This window comes from Roseomonas sp. CECT 9278 (assembly GCF_918698155.1).
GTDB lineage: Bacteria > Pseudomonadota > Alphaproteobacteria > Acetobacterales > Acetobacteraceae > Neoroseomonas.
Map to the genome: position 1 here is coordinate 21,820 of NZ_CAKKLX010000005.1, position 18,131 is coordinate 39,950.

Sequence of the window (18,131 nt, forward strand, 5' to 3'; positions counted from 1 at the left end):
CCCCGCCGAAGGAAGCCCCGTGGCGGCCACCAGTCGCCCGGTCATCCATCTTCCCGCCCCTATCCCTCCGGCCCATGCAACCGCCGCTGATCCGCCCCGGCCGGGATGCCAATAGTGACGCCATCGCCGCGATCTGCGGCCATGGCGTCACCCATGGCCTCGCGAGCTTCGAACTCCACCCGCCCGACACCGCCGAAATCACCCGCCGACGCGCCGCCATCCTCGCCGCCGGCCCATCCTGCCTGGTCGGCGAACGCAATGGGCGCGTCGCCGGCCATGCCCATGCCTTGGCCAATCGCTTCGCGGTCGGGAACTGGGTCTACGTGGCGCCTGATGTGGCGCGCGGCGGCACCGGCGCGGCACGGCTCGATGCGCTGGCCGCGTACTGCACCGCGCAGGGCTTCCGCGTGCTGGTCGCGGTCATCGGCGATGCAACGAATACGCTGTCGACCGGGCTGCATGCGCGCGCTCGCCTCGGCGTGGAGGCCGCCGCGGCGCTGCGCACGGTCGAGGAGCTGCGCGCCGGCCAATGACCCGCGCCGGCTTCCGCGCGGCGGCGCACCTGCATAGTGTCGTCGCCGGTCGATGAAGGAACGCCGCGATGCGGATGCTGGTCTTGGGCGCGGGTGCGCTTGGCGGCTACTACGGCGGCCGGTTGGTCGAGGCCGGCACGGCCGAGGTCGCCTTCCTGCTGCGCCCCGAGCGGCGCGCCGCGATCGGCCGCGCGGGCCTGCGCATCGACAGCCCCTTCGGCGCCTGGCAGGGGCCCGTCGCCACGCTGGCGGCGGACCAGGCAGGGCCGGGCTGGGATGTCGTGCTGCTGTCCTGCAAGGCCTACGACCTCGATGACGCGATCGCCGCGATCCGCCCCGCGGTCGATGCGCGCACCGCCATCCTGCCGGTGCTGAACGGGCTGGCGCATGTCGATCGCCTGGTCGCGGAATTCGGCGCCGACCGCGTGCTGGGCGGGCTGGCGAAGATCCAGGCGACGCTCGGCGCCGACGGCACGGTGCGGCAACTCAACGACTGGCGCTGGATCACCTTCGGCGAAATCGGCGGCGCCATGACCGACCGCGTGCGCGCGATCGAGGCCGCCTTCGCGCCGGCGAAGGGGGTGGTGGCGCAGGCCGTGCCCGACATCATGGCGCGCATGTGGGAGAAGCTGGTGCACCTCGGCACCAGCGCGGTCGGCACGGTGCTGCTGCGCGCCAATGTCGGCGAGATCGCGCGCAGTCCCGGCGGCGTCGACTTCCTGCACAGGCTGCTCGACCGCAACGCCGCGATCGCCGCGGCGCGCGGCTTCCCGATGCGCGAGGCCTTCATCGCCGAGTTCCGCGCCGTCTTCGCCGACACCAAGGCGGCCTACGCGACCTCGATGCTGCGCGACCTCGAGGCCGGCGGGCGGATCGAGGCGGACCACATCCTCGGCTTCCTGCTGGAGGCCGCGCGCGCCGCCGGCGTGCCGCACGAGGCGCACGAGGCCGCCTTCCTGCACGCCAAGGCCTATGAGCAGCGTCGCGCCGCGGGGCGCCTGCCCGGGGGCTGAATCGTGCTGCGGCGCAGCATGACGCAATGCAAGACTCCGGGGCCCTCGCGCGGCTAGGCTGGTCCGACATCGCCGGGTGGCTCCCATGGACACACAGCACGCCGCACCGCGCTTCGTGGATGACTACCTGCTCTCCCTGCTGGCGCGGGCATCCTTCGTCGTATCCTCCGAATTCCATGACCGGCTGCGCGCGCGCGGCGTCTCGGTGCCAGTGTGGCGCGTGCTGGCGATGCTCTCGGGCGGCCCCGAGACCGTCACCGCCCTGGCCGAGGCCTGCCTGCTGCAACAGCCCACCATGACCAAGGTGCTCGACCGGATGGAGCGCGACGGGCTGGTCAGGCGCCAGCAGGACGGGCGCGACCGCCGCCTGGTCCGTGTCAGCATGGCGCCGAAGGGCGAGGCGATGGTCGGCGACCTGCTCGCCGCCGCCCGCGCGCACGAGGCCGAGGTGGTGGCCCGCCACCCCGATGCCGCCGCCATCAAGGACCTGCTGCGCGCGCTGATCGCCCGGCAGGGGCTCAAGCGGCGCCTGCGCGGGAGCTGACCATGCCGCCGATTCATGTGCTCCAGCGGATCGTGCTGGTGCTGCTGGTGGTCGCCGCCGTGGTGCAGGTGACGGTGGCCGTGCTGCGTTGACGCGCCGCGCCGGCACGCCCAGCCTGCCGCGACCTACGCGGGGGGATCGGGATGAAGGTCGGCGTCATCGGCTTGGGCAGCATGGGCATGGGCGCGGCGCTGAGCCTGCTGCGCGCCGGCCATGAGGTCACGGGCTGCGACATGCGCGAGACGGCGCGCGCGGAATTCGCCGCCGCTGGCGGCGCGGTGGCGGCCAGCGCCGACGCGCTGCCCCAGGGGATCGAGGCCCTGCTGCTGCTGGTGGTGAACGCCGCGCAGACCGAGGCGGCGCTGTTCGGTGCCGGCGGCGCGGTCGAACGCCTGGCGCCGGGCGCCGTCATCGTCAGCTCCGCCACCATGGGGCCGGATGCCGCGCGCGCGCTGGCGGACCGTGCGCGGGAGCGCCAGCTGCTGTTCCTCGATGCGCCGGTCTCGGGCGGCGCGGTGAAGGCGCGCGCCGGCGAGATGACGGTGATGGCTTCCGGCAGCGCGGCGGCCTTCGGCGCGGCGGCACCGGTGCTGGACGCGGTGGCGGCGAAGGTCTGGAACCTCGGCGAGGAACCGGGCATCGGCGCGACGGTGAAGGTGGTGCACCAGCTGCTGGCCGGCGTGCATATCGCGGTGGCGGCGGAGGCGATGGCGCTGGGCATCCGCGCGGGCGCCGACCCGCGGCAATTGTACGACGTGGTGACCAGCGCCGCCGGCAATTCCTGGATGTTCGAGAACCGCATGGCGCGCGTGCTGGAGGGCGACGATGCGCCACGGTCCGCGGTGGACATCTTCGTCAAGGATCTCGGCCTGGTCGCGGAGATGGCGCGCGGGCTGGACTTCCCGGTGCCCCTGGCCTCGCAGGCGCAGCAGCTGTTCACCGCGGCGCGGGCGATGGGCCAGGGCGGCAAGGATGATGGCTTCGTCATCCGCGTCTGGCAGGCGATGACGGGCATCAAGCTGCCGGGGGAATGACGGCGTCCGGCGCGCCGCCCGCGATGCGATGCGGCAGAGGCCCGCTGGTCTGCCGCGCCACATCCGCGTTGCGGCGGCGCCCGCGCGGGTCTGCCGCGTCCCGTCCGGGTGGCCGGGCGATGCCGCGCAGCGCTATGCCGCCAGCGCCGCCTCCAGCGCCGCCGCCACCTGGAACAGGCGCGCATCGCCCATGTGCTCGCCGGTCAGCATCAACCCGACCGGCGCTTCGCCTTCGGCCTGGCAGGGAATGCTGATCGAGCAGCGGTCGAGGAAATTCCCCACGCTGGTATTGCGCAGCAGGGACATGTTGATGCGGTTGTAGTCGGCCTCGGCCTCGACCTCCGCGAGGCGCGGCGGCACCACCGGGCAGGTCGGGCCGATCACCGCATCGAAGGGCGCGGTGCGCGGCGCGATGGCGGCGATGATGCGCGCGCGGGCCTGCACCAGTTCCACGTAGTCCGCGGCCGACATGCGTTCGCCGCGCTGGATGCGCTTGAGGATGCGCGGATCGTAGCGGTCGGCATGGTCGGCGACCAGCACGTGGTGCCAGGCCCAGGCCTCGCTGGCCGCGAAGCCGCCGGCGGCATTGGCGGCAGCGATCTGGTCCAGCTCCGGCAGGTCGAATTCGATGATCTGCGCGCCGGCGGCGGACAGCCGCGTCAGCGTGCGCCCGAATACCGCGGCGACCGTGCCGTCCATACCATCGGTCAGGAAGGTGCCGCGCGGCAGGCCGAGGCGCAGGCCCTTGATCGGCAGCGGCTTCGGCGCCGCCGGGTTTTCCTCGCCCGCCATGAAGCCATCGACGATCGCGCAATCCGCGACGGACCGCGCCAGCGGCCCGGCGGAATCGAGCGAGGGCGCCAACGGCAATATGCCCGCGATGGTCACGCGCTTCGCCGTCGGCTTCCACCCCACCACGCCACACAGCGCGGCCGGGATGCGGCAGGACCCGCCGGTGTCGGTGCCCAGCGCAGCGAAGCCCATGCCATCCGCCACCGCCACGCCGGCGCCCGAGGACGACCCGCCCGGCAACCGCCCAGTCGCACGATCCCAGGGGCTGAGCGGCGTGCCGTGATGCGGGTTCACGCCGAGGCCGGAGAAGGCGAATTCCACCTGGTTGGTGCGCCCCAGCACCACGAAGCCGGCACGGATCAATCGCTGAACCGAGGGCGCCGTGGCCGTCGCCGCCGGCGCGCCATTGAGCACGACCGAGCCCGAGCGCGTGGTCACGCCGGCCTCGTCATACAGGTCCTTGATGCTGATCGGGATGCCGGCGAAGCGCGACGGCGCACGCCCGGCCGCACGCAGCGCGTCCATGGCGGCCGCCGATTCGCGCGCGGTGGCCGCGTGCACCGTGACGAAGGCGCGCGTCCCCTCCCCGGCCGGGTCGGCGATGCGCGCCAGCGCCGCCTCGGTCAGCGCCGCCGCGGTCGTGTGGCCGGCCGCGAGTGCTGCGGCCGCTTCGACGATGGTCCTCATGCTGGCGCGGATCCCTGTTGAGCGCCGCATTCTTCCGCTGCGCCGGTGGCTCGGCAAGGGTGAGGGGCAGCACAAAATCCTGTCGTGCGATGCCGATTTCGGAGCTACAAATTCTCGCCTGTGAGTCCTGCGGGGATTTTGATGCCCGCCAGACGGGGAAGCCTCCGATGTTCGATCTCGACCGCTTCATCGCCGATTGCCGCGATGCGATCGCTGAGGACAGCAGCCACAAGACGGTGCGCGAGATCGTCGCGCGCGCGGTGTCCGACCATGCCGGCGTGACGCGCGCGCTGGGCGAGCCGACGCGCGCCGGGCTGACGCCGATCTACAAGTCGCCGAACCTGACCATCCTGAACCTGGTCTGGGGTCCGATGATGACGCTGCAGCCGCACGACCATCACATGTGGGCCTGCATCGGCATCTATGGCGGGCGCGAGGACAACATCTTCTGGCGCCGCATCACGGAAGGCGGCGGCCACCGCATCGAGGCGGCCGGTGCGAAGGCGATCGGCACCGGCGACTGCACGGTGCTCGGCCGCGACATCATCCATTCGGTGACCAACCCGATCCCGCGCCTGACCGGCGCGCTGCATGTCTATGGCGGCGATTTCTTCGCCGCCCATCGCAGCGAATGGGACCCGGAGACGCTGGAGGAAGGGCCGTATGATTCGGCCAAGGTGATCCAGCGCTTCGAGGCGGCGAACGACATGCTGGCGCGGCGCTGACGCCAGGGGCGGGCTGGCGCCATCGCGTCGGGCCTGCCAGCCGCCCCATTCGGCGCAAGCGTCAGTAGATGTCGGGCTCCGGCGTTGGCAGCGTGCCTTCCAGGAAGCGCAGGTCGCAGCCCTCGTCGGCCTGGGTTACGTTGTCGAGATACAGCGACGTCCAGCCGCGCCCGTACCGGCGTACCGGCGGGGTCCAGGCGGCGCGGCGGCGCGCCATCTCGGCATCGTCGACCAGCAGGTCGAGCCGCCGGCCCGCGACATCCAGCCGGATCAGGTCGCCGTCGCGCACGAAGGCGAGCGGCCCGCCAACATGCGATTCCGGCGCCACATGCAGCACGCAGGTGCCATAGGAGGTGCCGGACATGCGCGCATCCGACAGCCGCACCATGTCGCGCACGCCCTGCTTCAACAGCTTCTGCGGCAGCGGCAGCATGCCCCATTCCGGCATGCCCGGCCCGCCCTGCGGCCCGGCCTGCTTCAGCACCAGGACGGAATCCGCCGTCACATCGAGGTCGGGATCGTCGAGCCGCTTCTTAAGATCCGCATAGTTCTCGAACACCACGGCGGGGCCGGTGTGCTGCAACAGCCGCTGTTCCGCCGCGCTGGTCTTGATGACCGCGCCCTGCGGCGCGAGCGACCCCTTCAGCACCGCCAGCCCGCCCTCTACCTGCAAGGGCTTGTCGAGCGGCAGGATGATGCTGTCGTCAAACACCTCGGCGCCGGCGATGTTCTCGCCCATCGTGTGGCCGGTGACGGTGCGCGCCGACAGGTCCAGATAGTCGCGGATGCGGTTGAGGAAGGCCCGCGCGCCGCCGGCGTAGAAGAAGTCCTCCATCAGGTATTCGCCGGCGTTCGGGCGCAGGTTCGCCACCAGCGGCACGCGGCGCGACAGCGCGTCGAAGCGTTCCAGGTCCAGCATCACGCCCGCACGACGCGCCATCGCGATCAGATGCGGGATGGCGTTGGTGGAGCCGCCGAAGGCCATGGTCGCGGTGACGGCATTGTCCACGCTGCCCTGGGTGATCAGCGACTGCGGCGTGGCGTCCTCCCACACCATCTCGACGATGCGCTTGCCGGTTTCCGTCGCCATGCGGGGATGCGCGGAATCGGCCGCGGGGATCGACGACGCGCCGGGCAGCGTGAAGCCCAGCGCCTCGACCGCGAGCATCATCGTCGCCGCCGTGCCGGCGGTCATGCAGGTGCCGAAGGACCGCGCGATGCCGCCCTCCATGTCCTTCCACTGCGCCTGGGTGATGTTCCCAGCGCGCAATTCCGCATGGTACTTCCACACATCGGAACCCGAGCCCAGCGTCTTGCCGCGCCAATTGCCGCGCAGCATCGGCCCCGCCGGCACCATGATGGACGGCAGGCCGGAGCTGATCGCGCCCATCATCAGCCCAGGCGGCGTCTTGTCGCACCCACCCAGCAGCACCAGGCCGTCGCAGGGGTGGCTGCGTGCGAGTTCCTCCGTCTCCATCGCCAGCAGGTTGCGATAGAGCATGCTGGTGGGCTTCTGGTACTGCTCGGTCACCGGATGCGCGGGCAGTTCCACGGGGAAGCCACCCGCCTGCCAGACACCGCGCTTCACTTCCTCCGCCCGCGTGCGGAAATGAAAGTGGCAGGGCGACAATTCCGACCAGGTGTTGATGATGCCGATCACCGGCTTGCCGCGGAAATCGCTTTCGGAATACCCCGCCTGCAGCATGCGCGAGCGGTGGCCGAAGGCGCGGATGTCGTCCACGCCGAACCAGCGGTGGCTGCGCAGGTCTTCCGGGCGCTTGCGGGTCATGGGCGGTTCCTCCGTGCTTCACGCCAAGGCTGCCAACTGCTATGGCAGTTGTCCATGGCCGCTGCGAAGACAGCCCTCGGGAGGATCACGCCACTGGCCGAGGAGGACACGCTCTCCCTCGGCGAGCGTGCCTATCGCCGCCTGCGCGAAGGCATCGTGCAGGGGCTGATCCCGGCCGGACGCAAGGTGTCCGAACGCAGCCTGGCGGTCCAGCTCGGCATTTCCGCGCAGCCGGTGCGCGAGGCGCTGCGCCGCCTCGAACAGGATGGCATGGTGGTGACGCATCCGCGCCGCGGCACCGTGGTGGCCGAGATGGGGCCAGCGCAGCTCGGTGAGCTCGGGCGTATCCGCGCGGCGCTGGAAGGTGTCGCGGCCGCGCTGGCGGCGGAGCGCATGGGGGCGGGCGAGATCGCCGCGCTGGGTGCGATTCTCGCGCGCATGAAGGACGGCACCGCGGCCGCCGACCACGACGCTCTCGATGAGGCGAACGAGGAACTCCACGCGCTGATCCATCGCGCGACGGGCAACCTGTTCCTGATCCGCTCGCTGGGGTCGCTGCGCGCCTATGACAATCTCGGCCGGCACCGCGCCGTCGGCAGCCAGCCGCGCGACCTGCCCAAGGCGCTGGCCGAGCACCGCGGCATCGTCACCGCGCTGCGCCGGCGCGACCCCGCACTGGCCGAGGCGCGGATGCGCGGGCACATCATCCGCTCGCTGATCACGAATGGCGTGCTGCCGCCGCCGCCGAAAGGAAAGCCCCGTCCATGACGCTCGCAGACGCATTGTCTGGCATCTCCGGCATCCTGGTCACGCCCTTCGACAGCGACGACGCCATCCAGCCCGCGCGACTCGCCCCCATCGTCGCGCGCTGCGCGGCGGCCGGCGTCGATGCGCTGACGGTCAACGGCAACACATCCGAATTCTACGGCCTGACCTTCGCCGAGGCCGAGCGCATGCAGGCCGAGGTGCCGGCCATCGTCGCCGGCCGCGCGCGCGTGGTCGCCGGCATCGGGCGCAGCGTGATCGAGGCGGTGCGCCTCGCTGTCCGCGCCAAGGCCGACGGTGCTGACGCCGTCATGGTCCACCAGCCGCCCGACCCCTTCGCCAGCCCGCGCGGCATCGCCGACTACGTCCGCCGCGTGGGCGAGGCGGCCGGGCTGCCGGTGGTGCTGTACCTGCGCAACAGCGGCATCGGCGATGCCGCCGTCGCGGCACTGGCGGCACTGCCCGGCGTGGTCGCGGTGAAATGGGCCAGCACCGACCTGATGGCCCTGGCCCGCGCGATGCGCGCCGCGCCTGGCATCCGCTTCGTCTGCGGCCTGGCGGAACCTTGGGCGCCGCCGATGACCGCCCTGGGCGCGCAGGGCTTCACCTCGGGCCTGATCAATGTCGCGCCGGCGCGCTCGGTCGCCATCCTGCGCGCGCTGCGCGCCGGCGACATGCCACGCGCCACTGCGCTGATCGCCGGGATCGAGGCCTTCGAAAAGCTGCGCGCCGAGGAGCAGAACGGCGCCAATGTGTCGATCGTCAAGGCGGCGCTGGCGCTGATGGGCGACGATGTCGGCCCGGCCCGCCCGCCCGCCGCCTGGCCGGTCGCGCCCGAATCGCTGGCGAAGCTGAAGGACCTGGTGGCCGGCTGGCAGACGGCCCGGGCGGCGGCCTGAACCGATCGGTTACCGAAGTTGACGGCACGGCGCCTGCCGCGCCAGACTGCTATCTGCTATTGCAGTTCAACGAATCCGAGGGGCGGCCCGACCGCCCCCGCGTCCCGAGGAGACCTCCATGACCCCGACCCCCCGGCGGCCTCGCCGCGCCCTGTTCGCCGCTGTCGCTGCCGCCGCCCTCGGCGTGCTCGGCCTCGGCGCCACACCCGCCGCCGCGCAGGAATGGCGCGGCTGGAACATCCATGCCGCCGACTATCCGAACGGCATCGGCATGGATGCCTTCACGCGCCTGGTCGCGGAACGCACCAACAACCGCATCCGCATGCGGACCTTCCATTCGGCGCAGCTCGGCCAGCAGGACGAGGCGATCCAGCAGATGCGCCTGGGCACCATCGACTTCGCCAATTTCAACTTGTCGCCCTTCAACAACCTGGCGCCGTCGACCAATGTGGTCACGCTGCCCTTCCTGTTCCGCAACGTGGCGCACATGCAGGCCGCGATCGACGGCCCGGCGGGCGAGGCGATCGCGCGCGACCTGGAAGGCATCGGCATCATCGCGCTGTCCTGGTACGACGCCGGCGCGCGCAGCATCTACACCACGCGCCCGGTCCGCACGCCGGCCGACCTGCGCGGCATGAAGATCCGCGTGCAGACCTCCGACCTGTGGATCGACCTGATGCGCGCGCTGGGCGCCAACCCGACGCCGCTGCCCTTCGGCGAGGTCTTCACCTCGCTGCAGTCCGGCGTGATCGACGGGGCGGAGAACAACTGGCCGTCCTATGAATCGACCCGCCACTTCGAAGTGGCGCGCTTCTACAGCACGACGGAACATTCCAACGTGCCGGAGGTGCTCGCCGTCTCCCGCCAGCGCTGGCAGCGGCTGAACGAGGCCGATCGCGCCATCCTGCGCGACGCCGCCCGCGAATCCGCCGCCATCCAGCGCCGGTCCTGGGCCGAGCGCGAGACGGTCAGCCGCCAGCGCGTGGTGGCCGCCGGCGTGACGGTCATCGAGATCGCCGACCGCACGCCGTGGTCGGCGCTCATGGAACCGGTCTATGCCAAGTATGCGGCGGATGCGCGGCTGGCGGCGCTGGTCCGCCAGATCCGGGCGATGCCGTGAAGGCCTTCTCCCGCGCGCTCGATGCGCTGTCGGCGGTGACGGTGGGGTTGGCGGGCATCGCGCTCGTCGGCCTCATTGCCATGATGGGGTGGCTGGTCTTCGGCCGCTATGTGCTGAACGACACGCCGACCTGGATCGAACGGGCGGCGACGCTCGCGATCCTGGCCATCGCCATGCCGGTCGCCGCCGTCGGCGTGCGGGAACGCTTCCACCTGTCTGTGCTCGGCATCCGGGAGATGCTTCCGCCTGGTCCGCAGCGCTGGATCGCGGTGGGCTGCGATGCGCTGATGGGGCTGTTCGGCGCGGGCATGGCCTGGTGGTCGTGGGAGCTGGTGGGCACGGTTGCCAATTTCCGCATCCCCCTGCTGGGCATCAGCCAGGGCTGGACCTATGCCCCGATGGTGCTGGGCGGCGCGCTGATGGTGCTGTTCGCCATCGAGCAGGTGCTCAAGGACGCGCTCTCGGCCGACGCGCCCGAGAAGCGCGGCGTCGCAGCGGCTTTCCTGGACTGACACGACATGGAATTCGGATTGCTGCTGATCTTCGTGGTCTTCGGCACGCTGGTCGTGGCCGGCGTCCCGGTGGCCTTCTGCCTGGGAATCGCCGCCGCGACCGGCTTCATCTACGAGGGGCTGAACCCCGCCGTGGTGTTCCAGCAGATGGCGTCGGGCATGAGCATCTTCGCCCTGCTGGCGATCCCGTTCTTCATCTTCGCCGGCGAGATCATGCTGCATGGCGGCATCGCGCGGCGGCTGGTCGCGCTGGCCAGTGCGGCTGTGGGCTGGATGCGCGGCGGGCTCGGCATGGTGGATGTCTCCACCTCGATGCTGTTCGGCGGCATCTCGGGCAGTGCGGTGGCGGATACCTCGGCGACCGGCACCATCCTGATCCCGGCCATGAAGGCCAAGGGCTACGGGGTGGACTATGCGGTGTCGCTGACCGTCACGTCGTCGATCGCCGGCATCCTGATCCCGCCCAGCCACAACATGATCCTGTATTCCCTGGCGGCGGGCGGCGGCATTTCCGTCAGCGCGCTGTTCATCGCCGGCATCGTGCCGGGCATCGTGATGTGCCTCAGCCTCGCGCTCGCGGCCTATGTCATGGCGGTGCGGCGGGGCTATCCGGCGGATGGCTGGAAGGGGTTCGGCCACCTGCTGTGGGCCTTCATCGATGCGCTGCCGGGGCTACTGACGGCGGTGATCATCCTGGGTGGCGTGCTGTCGGGCATCTTCACCGTGACCGAGAGCGCGGCCTTCGGCGCCATCTGGGCGCTGGCGGTGACGCTGCTGGTCTATCGCGCGCTGTCCTGGAAGGACTTCGTCATCGCGGTGCGGGCGAGCGTGCGCACGACCTCGGTGGTCTTCCTGCTGGTCGGCACCGCGACCGCCTTCGCCTGGCTGCTGGCGATGTACCGCCTGCCCGACATCCTGACGGAAGGCATGCTGTCCATCAGCAGCAATCCCATCGTCATCATGCTGATGATCAATGTCTGCCTGCTGTTGCTGGGCTGCGTGATGGACATGGCGGCGCTGATCCTGATCACCACGCCGATCTTCCTGCCGGTGGTGGTCGCCATCGGCGTCGACCCGGTGCAGTTCGGCATGGTGATGATGATGAACCTGGGCCTGGGGCTGACCACGCCACCGGTCGGCGCGGTGCTGTTCGTCGGCTGCGCCATCGGGCAGATCCGCATCGAGGACGTGCTGCGCACCATCTGGCCCTTCTGGGGCGCGATCCTGCTCGCGCTGATGCTCACCACCTATTGGCCGGCGATGTCGCTGACGCTGCCGCGCCTGCTGCTCGGCTATGGAGCCTGACATGACCGCACCATCGAAGCCCGTCCTGCTGACCGGCGCCTCGGGCAATCTCGGCCGGCACCTGGCGGCGGCGCTCGGCGCGCAGGGCTGGACCCTGCGCCTGACCGACATCACGCCCTTTCCGGACCCGCTGCCGCCCGGCGCCTCCTTCGTGAAGGCGGATCTGAACGAGGGCCTGGCCCTGGTGCGCCAGGCGGAGGGCTGCGGCGCCATCCTGCATTTCGGCGGCGTGTCGGTGGAACGGCCCTTCGAGGAGGTCCTCGGCCCCAACCTGCGCGGCCTGTACCATGTGTACGAGGCGGCACGGCGCGAGGGCGCGCGCGTGGTCTTCGCCAGTTCCAACCATTCGATCGGCTTCCACGAACGCCCGGCCGGCAACAACGAACGCCTGGATGCGGATTGCGCCTTCCGCCCTGACGGCTACTACGGGCTGTCCAAGGCCTATGGCGAATTGATGGGCCGGATGTACTGGGACAAGCACGGGGTCGAGAACGTCAACCTGCGCATCGGCTCCTGCTTCCCGAAGCCGATCGACCGCCGGATGCTGTCCACCTGGCTGTCCTTCGGCGACCTGACGCGGCTGGTGGAACGCTGCGTCCTGGCCCCGCGCGCCGGGCACGTCGTGATCTGGGCCTGTTCCGACAACCCGGCTTCCTACTGGGGCCGCGACCATCGCGAGCGCATCGGGTGGGCGCCGCAGGATTCCGCCGAGCCCTGGCGCCCCGAGGTAGGCTCCATCACCGCCGACCCGGTGACCGAGCGCTACCAGGGCGGCGGCTATACCGCGATCGAATATTCGCGCGCGAAGCCCTCGCCGAAGGACGCCTTCTCACTCGACGACTGACACGCCGCAGGCGCGCAGCAGCACCCGCGCATCGTCCCAGGCGATGCGCCGGTAGCGGGTGGGCGCGCCGTGAAGCACGGCGTCATGCGGTTGCGCCGCGACACCACCCAGGCGCTCGTAGAAGCGCAGCGCGCCATCATTGCCGTCGATGATCGTCAAGGCGACGCGTGGCGCGCCGACCGCCGCGACGGCGCGGCCCAGCAGCGCGCGGCCCAGGCCACCGCCGCGCAGCCCGGGCCGCAGATGCAGGTTGTCGACATAGGCCTCGCTGCCATCCAGCCAGGTGGCGCAGAAGCCGCGCAGCCCGTCATCGTCCTCCGCCAGCAGCACGATGCCCGGGCGCGGTGCGGCGAAGTGTTCGCGCCAGAACGCACGATGCAGCGCCGGCAGGCGGTCGCGCAGCAAGTCCGCCGGCAGCAGCGCGGCATAGGATTGCCGCCAGGACTCCGTCAGCAGGTCGGCGACGGCATCGGCATCCGCCGCCGTCGCCGCCCGGAACATCAGGCCGCCGCCGGCACGACCGAGGTCCAATTGTGCGGATCATTGGTCCGCCCGTACTGGATGCCGACGATGGCGTCGTAGAGCTTCTGCGTCAGCTCGCCGGTCTGCCCGCCATTGATCAGGATGTCCTCCCCCTTGTAGCCGAGCGTGCCGACCGGCGAGACCACGGCGGCGGTGCCGGTGCCCCACATCTCGGCAAGCCGGCCATGGCGGCCCGCCTCCATCACTTCCTCGATGCTGATGGCGCGTTCCGTCACCTTCAGCCCCCAGTCGCGCATCAGCTGCAGCGTCGAGGCGCGGGTCACGCCATCGAGGATGGTGCCGGCCAGCGGCGGCGTGATCACCTCGTCGCCGATGCGCAGCATGATGTTCATGGTGCCGACCTCATCGAGGAAGCGGCGCTCGACGCCGTCCAGGTACAGCACCTGCGTGTAGCCCGCGGCCGCGGCATCGCGCTGGCCGGCCAGCGACTGCGCGTAGTTCGCCGCGGTCTTGGCCTCGCCCGTGCCGCCGCGCACGGCGCGCACATGCGTGTCGGAGGCGAGGATCTTCACCGGCTTCACGCCTTCCTTGTAGTAGGACCCGACGGGCGAGAGGATCAGGAAGTACAGCAGGCTGTGCGCCGGATGCACGCCCAGCATCACGTCGGTCGCGATGATGGTCGGGCGCAGGTACAGCGACGTGCCCGCCTTGCGCGGCACCCAGTCGGCATCGACCCCCACCAGCGCGTCAAAGGAAGCGCGGATGATGTCGACCGGCACCTCCGGCATGCACATGATCTGGGCGGAGCGATTGAAGCGTTCGGCATGGCGTTCGGCGCGGAACAGCCGGATCTGCCCGTCATCGCCGCGGAACGCCTTGAGCCCGTCGAAGATCGCCTGGCCGTAGTGCAGCACCGATGTCGCGGGATCGAGGCTGAGCGGCCCATAGGGCTCGATCCGGGGGTTGAACCAGCCGCGCCCTTCCTCGTAGTTCATCAGGAAGATGTGGTCGGTCAGGACCTTGCCGAAGGACAGCGTATCATCGGCCGGCTTCTGCTTCGGCGCGGTGGTGCGCGTGGTGGGAAAACGGTCCATGCTGCGTGTCCTTCCGGTTTTCTTCTGCGTGCGGTTGGCGTGTTGGACGAAAGAATGTTGCTTCAACTGGCGCTAAGTTAGAATGACACGTCGGATCGGTCAATGATACTGACCCAAACGGAGGCCCACGCCCGAACATGCCAGCCCCACGCCAGGCGCAGATCGCGGAATCCCCGGAGCGCAGCACGCCGCCGGCCGGGCGCAACCTGCTGTTCCTGCGGGAGGAGGAACTGCGCCTCGCCCAGGACCTGCTGTTCTTCGGCTATCGCGACTTCACCGCGGGGGCGGATGAGATCCTGGCCGGCATGGCCATGGGCCGCGCGCATCACCGCGTGCTGCATTTCGTCGGCCGCCGGCCGGGCATCACGGTGGGCGACCTGCTCGGGATCCTTGCCATCACGAAGCAGTCGCTCGGCCGCGTGCTGACGCCGCTGATGGAGGATGGCTACGTCCTCCAGACGCCAGGCCGCACCGACCGCCGCCAGCGCCTGCTGGCCCTCACCGACAAGGGCGCCGCGCTCGAACGCCGCCTGTTCGAACGCCAGCGCGAGACGGTGATGCAGGCCTATCGCGAGGCCGGCCCCGCCGCCGTGGAAGGCTTCCGCCGCGTCATGCGCGGCCTGATGGGCGACCAGGCCCGCACCGCCTTCGACATGCTGGAAGGCCCGCCGGCGCCATGAACACCACGGCCGACACCGCGCATCTCCTGGTGGTCGACGACGATGCGCGGCTGCGCGACCTGCTGCAACGCTTCCTGGCCGACCAGGGCTTCCGCGTGACCGCTGTGGCCGACGCCGCCGCGGCGCGGCGCGCCATCGGGTCCATGATGTTCGACCTGCTGGTGCTGGACGTGATGATGCCCGGCGAATCGGGGCTGTCGCTCACGGAGTCCCTGCGCCGCGAGGGCAACGAGGTGCCGATCCTGATGCTGACCGCGCGCGGCGCGCCGGAGGATCGCATCTCCGGCTTCGAGCACGGTGTCGACGACTACCTCGCCAAGCCCTTCGACCCGCGTGAACTGGCGCTGCGCATCCGCACCATCCTGCGCCGCGCCGCGCCGCCGCCCGCCCCCGCGCAGCATAGCGCGCCGGTGCAGCTCGGCCCCCGTTGGTTCGACGTCGATCGCGCCGAACTCCGCGGCCCGGAGGGCATCCAGCGGCTGACCGGCGGCGAGGCATCCTTGCTCCAGGCCCTCGCACGCCGCACCGGGGAAGTGCTGAGCCGCGAGGAGATCGCCGCCGCCCTCGGCACGCCCGAGGCCGGCGAGCGCGCCATCGACGTGCAGGTCACCCGCCTGCGCCGCAAGGTCGAGACCGACCCACGCGAACCGCGCTTCATCCAGACCGTGCGTCATCGCGGCTATGTGCTGAGGCCCGGCCCGTGACGCTGCCCGCGCTGCTGCGCTGGCTGGTGCCGCGCGGGCTGCTCGGCCGCGCGCTGCTGATCATCCTGGTGCCGCTGGTGATCGTGCAGATCGTTGCGCTGTACCTGTTCTACGGCAGCCACCTCGATGTCATCTCGCGCCGCCTGGCGGGTGCCGTGGCCGGCGACGTGTCGATGGTGGTGGAACTGCTGGCCCGCCATCCGCGCGACGAGGAACGCGGCTGGATCTTCCGCGAGGCGGCCTGGCGGCTCGACCTGTCGCTCGCCTTCGAGCACGGCGCGGTGCTTGGCCCCACCGCGAGCCGCCCGGCCTCCCTGCCGCTGCTGCCGCTCGAGGAGGATCTGGAGGATGCGATGCGCGAACGCGTCCGACTGCCCTTCGACACCGACTGGCAATCCGACCCGCGCAGCGTGATCATCCGCGTGCAGCTCCCTGACGGCGTGCTGCATGCGGAAGCCGCGCGCAAGCGGCTGTTCAGCGGCACGCTGTATCTGTTCGTGATCTGGGTCGTGGGGTCGTCGCTGCTGCTGTTCATCGTGGCGGCGCTGTTCATGAAGAATCAGGTGCGCGCCATCCGCCGCCTGGCGGAGGCCGCCGAGGCCTTCGGGCGCGGCCGCGACCTCGGTCCCATGAAGCCCGAGGGCGCGGCCGAGGCACGCCAGGCGGCGGTCGCCTTCAACTCCATGCAGGGGCGTATCCGCCGCTTCGTGGAAAGCCGTACCGAGATGCTGGCCGGCATCAGCCACGACCTGCGCACGCCCCTGACGCGGCTGCGCCTCGGCCTCGCGATGCTGCCGGCCGCCGCGCAGGACGATGCCGCGGCGATGACGCAGGATGTCGAGGAAATGGACCGGCTGATCGCCGCCTACCTCGCCTTCGCGCGCGGCGAGGGGATGGAGCAGGCGGCGCCGGCGGACCTTGGCGAATTGGTCGGCGAGGCCGCGGCCAAGGCACGGCGCGACGGCGCGCAGGTCGAGCTCGACGTGCCGGCCGATCCGCTGGTGCTCGCGGTGCGCGCGGATGCGCTGCGGCGCTGCCTGGGCAATCTGCTCGACAATGCGCGCAAGCATGCGCGCCGCATCGCGGTGGGCCTGACCCGCGTGCCGCGCGGCGATACCGGCGCCTGGGCGATGGTAACGGTGGACGACGACGGCCCCGGCATCCCGGAGGATGCGCGCGAGGAAGCCTTCAAGCCCTTCGCGACCTTCTCCTCCGGCGGCACCGGGCTGGGGCTGGCGATCGCGCGCGACATCGCGCGCGCGCATGGCGGCGATATCGTGCTGGAGGACAGCCCGCTGGGCGGGCTGCGCGCGCGGGTCAGGCTGCCGGCCTGACGACCGCATGCAAAAGGGCCGGCCGCGTTCCCCGGGGGGATCGCGGCCGGCCCGTTCGATGCAGCGCCGCGGCGTCAGCGCAGGACGATCTCCACGCGGCGGTTCTGCGGCTCGCGCGTGTTGTCCGGCGTGGCGACCAGCAGCTGGCTCTCGCCCACGCCCGTCGCGGTGATCTCGCTGCGCGGCACGCCCAGGCGCACCAGCTCAGCCGCCACCGCATTGGCGCGGCGCACCGACAGGCCCTGGTTGTACTGCGGCGAGCCGGAGGTGTCGGTATGGCCGGTCACCTCGATGCGCGTCACCGCCTGGCTGCTGCGCGCCTGCGCCGCGTCGGCGATGATCTGGCGCGCGCGCGTGCTGAGGTCGGCGCGGTTCCAGTCGAAGAACACCAGGAAGGTGCGCGCGGGCGCGGGGGCCGCCGCGGCCGGCACCGGCGCGGTGCGCGGTGCCTGGCCGAAATTGTAGCGGACGCCGACCAGGACGGAGTGATTGAAGTTGTCCACCTCGACCGTGCTGCGGCGCGTGACGCCATTGGCGTTGACCGCCGTGGCGTTGAATTCCGGCGAGAGCGTGCCGAAGAAGCGGTATTCGGCGGTGAGCGCGAGGCCCGGCACCGACTGGATCGGCAAGGCCGCGCCGACGATCGCCTGGTAGGCGAAGCGCCCATCCGTGTCGTCGATGCGGAACTGCGGCAGCGTGCTGCCGGCGCTGCTGCGCGCGCGCAGGTTCACGTTGTCGTATTCCTGCCAGGCATAGCCCGCGCCGATGCCGACATAGGGCAGCACCGGCCAGTTGGACTGCGTGCCGAAATCGTACAGCGCATTGACCATGACGCCATAGGTGCGCGCGATGCCGCCGGAATTGCCGCGGAAGCCGCGGGCGGTCACCTCGTTCACCTCGTTGTAGCGGAAATTGCCCTCGAGCTCGAGCCGCAGCCCGTTGCCGAAGCCGTAGCCGAGGGCGAGCACGCCGACGCCGCCCAGGTCGAAGGACGCATTGAAATTCCCCGACGGCGTCAGGCCGAGGTTGTTGGGATTGACGTCGGTGCTGTCGATGAAGCTCTGGAGGTTGCCGCCATCGGAATCCGTCAGCCAGTTCAGGCCGGCGCCGCCGCCGACATACAGCCCCGAAACCGCCTGCGCCTGCGCCAATGCCGGCACGGCGAGCATCGTCGCCGCCAGGAGAGCCTTACGCACCATCACCCACACCCCTATCCCCAGCGGCCGCGCGGGCCGCGATGTTGCAACACCGTCCCCGCAAGGCAGGACCATGGC

At 70.9% G+C, this 18,131-nt stretch carries 19 protein-coding genes; 14 read left to right on the forward strand and 5 right to left on the reverse strand.

The genetic code is table 11. The annotated features are described in order from the left end of the window. Positions 1 to 74: 74 nt before the first annotated feature. The 4 genes from LQ222_RS04675 (at position 75) to ltnD (ending at position 3,124) form a co-directional block, all read left to right on the forward strand. Complete coding sequence (locus tag LQ222_RS04675; RefSeq protein WP_230164821.1) at positions 75 to 533, forward strand: GNAT family N-acetyltransferase; 459 nt, start codon at positions 75 to 77, stop codon at positions 531 to 533. 68 nt (positions 534 to 601) lie between these two features. Then, on the forward strand, positions 602 to 1,546 hold the full coding sequence (locus LQ222_RS04680; protein WP_230164823.1) for a 2-dehydropantoate 2-reductase: 945 nt from the start codon (positions 602 to 604) through the stop codon (positions 1,544 to 1,546). Positions 1,547 to 1,631: 85 nt separating this feature from the next. Then, positions 1,632 to 2,090 carry a MarR family winged helix-turn-helix transcriptional regulator gene (locus LQ222_RS04685; RefSeq protein ID WP_230164825.1) on the forward strand — a complete coding sequence of 153 codons (459 nt, stop codon included), beginning with the start codon at positions 1,632 to 1,634 and terminating at the stop codon, positions 2,088 to 2,090. A 143-nt stretch (positions 2,091 to 2,233) separates the two neighbouring features. Continuing rightward, entirely contained in the window at positions 2,234 to 3,124 is an 891-nt protein-coding gene (gene ltnD / locus LQ222_RS04690) for an L-threonate dehydrogenase (protein ID WP_230164826.1), read from the forward strand. A 132-nt stretch (positions 3,125 to 3,256) separates the two neighbouring features. Here the strand turns inward: ltnD and LQ222_RS04695 are convergent, their stop codons facing one another. Then, positions 3,257 to 4,603 (reverse strand): amidase, encoded by a 1,347-nt coding sequence (locus LQ222_RS04695; RefSeq protein ID WP_230164828.1) that lies wholly within the window; start codon positions 4,601 to 4,603, stop codon positions 3,257 to 3,259. Positions 4,604 to 4,770: 167 nt separating this feature from the next. Here LQ222_RS04695 and LQ222_RS04700 point away from each other — a divergent pair, with 167 nt between their 5' ends. Then, a complete protein-coding gene (locus LQ222_RS04700) occupies positions 4,771 to 5,328 on the forward strand; it encodes a hypothetical protein (protein WP_230164830.1) in 558 nt (185 codons plus the stop codon). A 61-nt stretch (positions 5,329 to 5,389) separates the two neighbouring features. Here the strand turns inward: LQ222_RS04700 and araD are convergent, their stop codons facing one another. Beyond that, positions 5,390 to 7,117 carry an L-arabinonate dehydratase gene (gene araD, locus LQ222_RS04705; RefSeq protein WP_230164832.1) on the reverse strand — a complete coding sequence of 576 codons (1,728 nt, stop codon included), beginning with the start codon at positions 7,115 to 7,117 and terminating at the stop codon, positions 5,390 to 5,392. A gap of 54 nt (positions 7,118 to 7,171) precedes the next feature. Between araD and LQ222_RS04710 the strand changes: the two genes are divergently transcribed. From LQ222_RS04710 to LQ222_RS04735, 6 genes are all read left to right on the forward strand, one after another. Then, positions 7,172 to 7,885 carry a GntR family transcriptional regulator gene (locus tag LQ222_RS04710; RefSeq protein WP_230164834.1) on the forward strand — a complete coding sequence of 238 codons (714 nt, stop codon included), beginning with the start codon at positions 7,172 to 7,174 and terminating at the stop codon, positions 7,883 to 7,885. Continuing rightward, positions 7,882 to 8,781: a dihydrodipicolinate synthase family protein gene (locus LQ222_RS04715; RefSeq protein ID WP_230164836.1), complete on the forward strand. Its 900-nt coding sequence runs from the start codon at positions 7,882 to 7,884 to the stop codon at positions 8,779 to 8,781. The genes LQ222_RS04710 and LQ222_RS04715 overlap by 4 nt, the downstream gene beginning before the upstream one ends. A gap of 118 nt (positions 8,782 to 8,899) precedes the next feature. Next, positions 8,900 to 9,901: a TRAP transporter substrate-binding protein gene (locus tag LQ222_RS04720; RefSeq protein WP_230164837.1), complete on the forward strand. Its 1,002-nt coding sequence runs from the start codon at positions 8,900 to 8,902 to the stop codon at positions 9,899 to 9,901. After that, on the forward strand, positions 9,898 to 10,413 hold the full coding sequence (locus LQ222_RS04725) for a TRAP transporter small permease (RefSeq protein WP_230164838.1): 516 nt from the start codon (positions 9,898 to 9,900) through the stop codon (positions 10,411 to 10,413). Before LQ222_RS04720 ends, LQ222_RS04725 begins: the two co-directional genes overlap by 4 nt. A 6-nt stretch (positions 10,414 to 10,419) precedes the next feature. Continuing rightward, positions 10,420 to 11,718 (forward strand): TRAP transporter large permease, encoded by a 1,299-nt coding sequence (locus LQ222_RS04730; protein ID WP_230164839.1) that lies wholly within the window; start codon positions 10,420 to 10,422, stop codon positions 11,716 to 11,718. A gap of 1 nt (position 11,719) precedes the next feature. Next, complete coding sequence (locus LQ222_RS04735) at positions 11,720 to 12,562, forward strand: NAD(P)-dependent oxidoreductase (RefSeq protein ID WP_230164840.1); 843 nt, start codon at positions 11,720 to 11,722, stop codon at positions 12,560 to 12,562. On the opposite strand, the gene LQ222_RS04740 is transcribed toward LQ222_RS04735, so the two are convergent. Together LQ222_RS04740 and LQ222_RS04745 are read right to left on the reverse strand one after the other, a co-directional pair. Then, positions 12,548 to 13,093: a GNAT family N-acetyltransferase gene (locus LQ222_RS04740; RefSeq protein ID WP_230164841.1), complete on the reverse strand. Its 546-nt coding sequence runs from the start codon at positions 13,091 to 13,093 to the stop codon at positions 12,548 to 12,550. The two genes, LQ222_RS04735 and LQ222_RS04740, sit on opposite strands and share 15 nt — an antisense overlap. Next, positions 13,063 to 14,139 (reverse strand): branched-chain amino acid aminotransferase, encoded by a 1,077-nt coding sequence (locus LQ222_RS04745; protein WP_230164842.1) that lies wholly within the window; start codon positions 14,137 to 14,139, stop codon positions 13,063 to 13,065. Before LQ222_RS04745 ends, LQ222_RS04740 begins: the two co-directional genes overlap by 31 nt. 137 nt (positions 14,140 to 14,276) lie before the next feature. Between LQ222_RS04745 and LQ222_RS04750 the strand changes: the two genes are divergently transcribed. From LQ222_RS04750 to LQ222_RS04760, 3 genes are read left to right on the forward strand one after another with little or no spacing between them, the layout of a single operon-like run. Further along, entirely contained in the window at positions 14,277 to 14,819 is a 543-nt protein-coding gene (locus LQ222_RS04750) for a MarR family winged helix-turn-helix transcriptional regulator (RefSeq protein WP_230164844.1), read from the forward strand. Next, the gene (locus tag LQ222_RS04755; RefSeq protein ID WP_230164845.1) at positions 14,816 to 15,523 is read left to right on the forward strand and encodes a response regulator; all 708 of its coding nucleotides are present in this window, start codon (positions 14,816 to 14,818) and stop codon (positions 15,521 to 15,523) included. The genes LQ222_RS04750 and LQ222_RS04755 overlap by 4 nt, the downstream gene beginning before the upstream one ends. Further along, the gene (locus LQ222_RS04760; protein ID WP_230164846.1) at positions 15,520 to 16,857 is read left to right on the forward strand and encodes an ATP-binding protein; all 1,338 of its coding nucleotides are present in this window, start codon (positions 15,520 to 15,522) and stop codon (positions 16,855 to 16,857) included. The genes LQ222_RS04755 and LQ222_RS04760 overlap by 4 nt, the downstream gene beginning before the upstream one ends. A 74-nt stretch (positions 16,858 to 16,931) precedes the next feature. On the opposite strand, the gene LQ222_RS04770 is transcribed toward LQ222_RS04760, so the two are convergent. Continuing rightward, on the reverse strand, positions 16,932 to 18,056 hold the full coding sequence (locus LQ222_RS04770; RefSeq protein ID WP_305800004.1) for an OmpA family protein: 1,125 nt from the start codon (positions 18,054 to 18,056) through the stop codon (positions 16,932 to 16,934). Positions 18,057 to 18,131 lie beyond the last annotated feature (75 nt).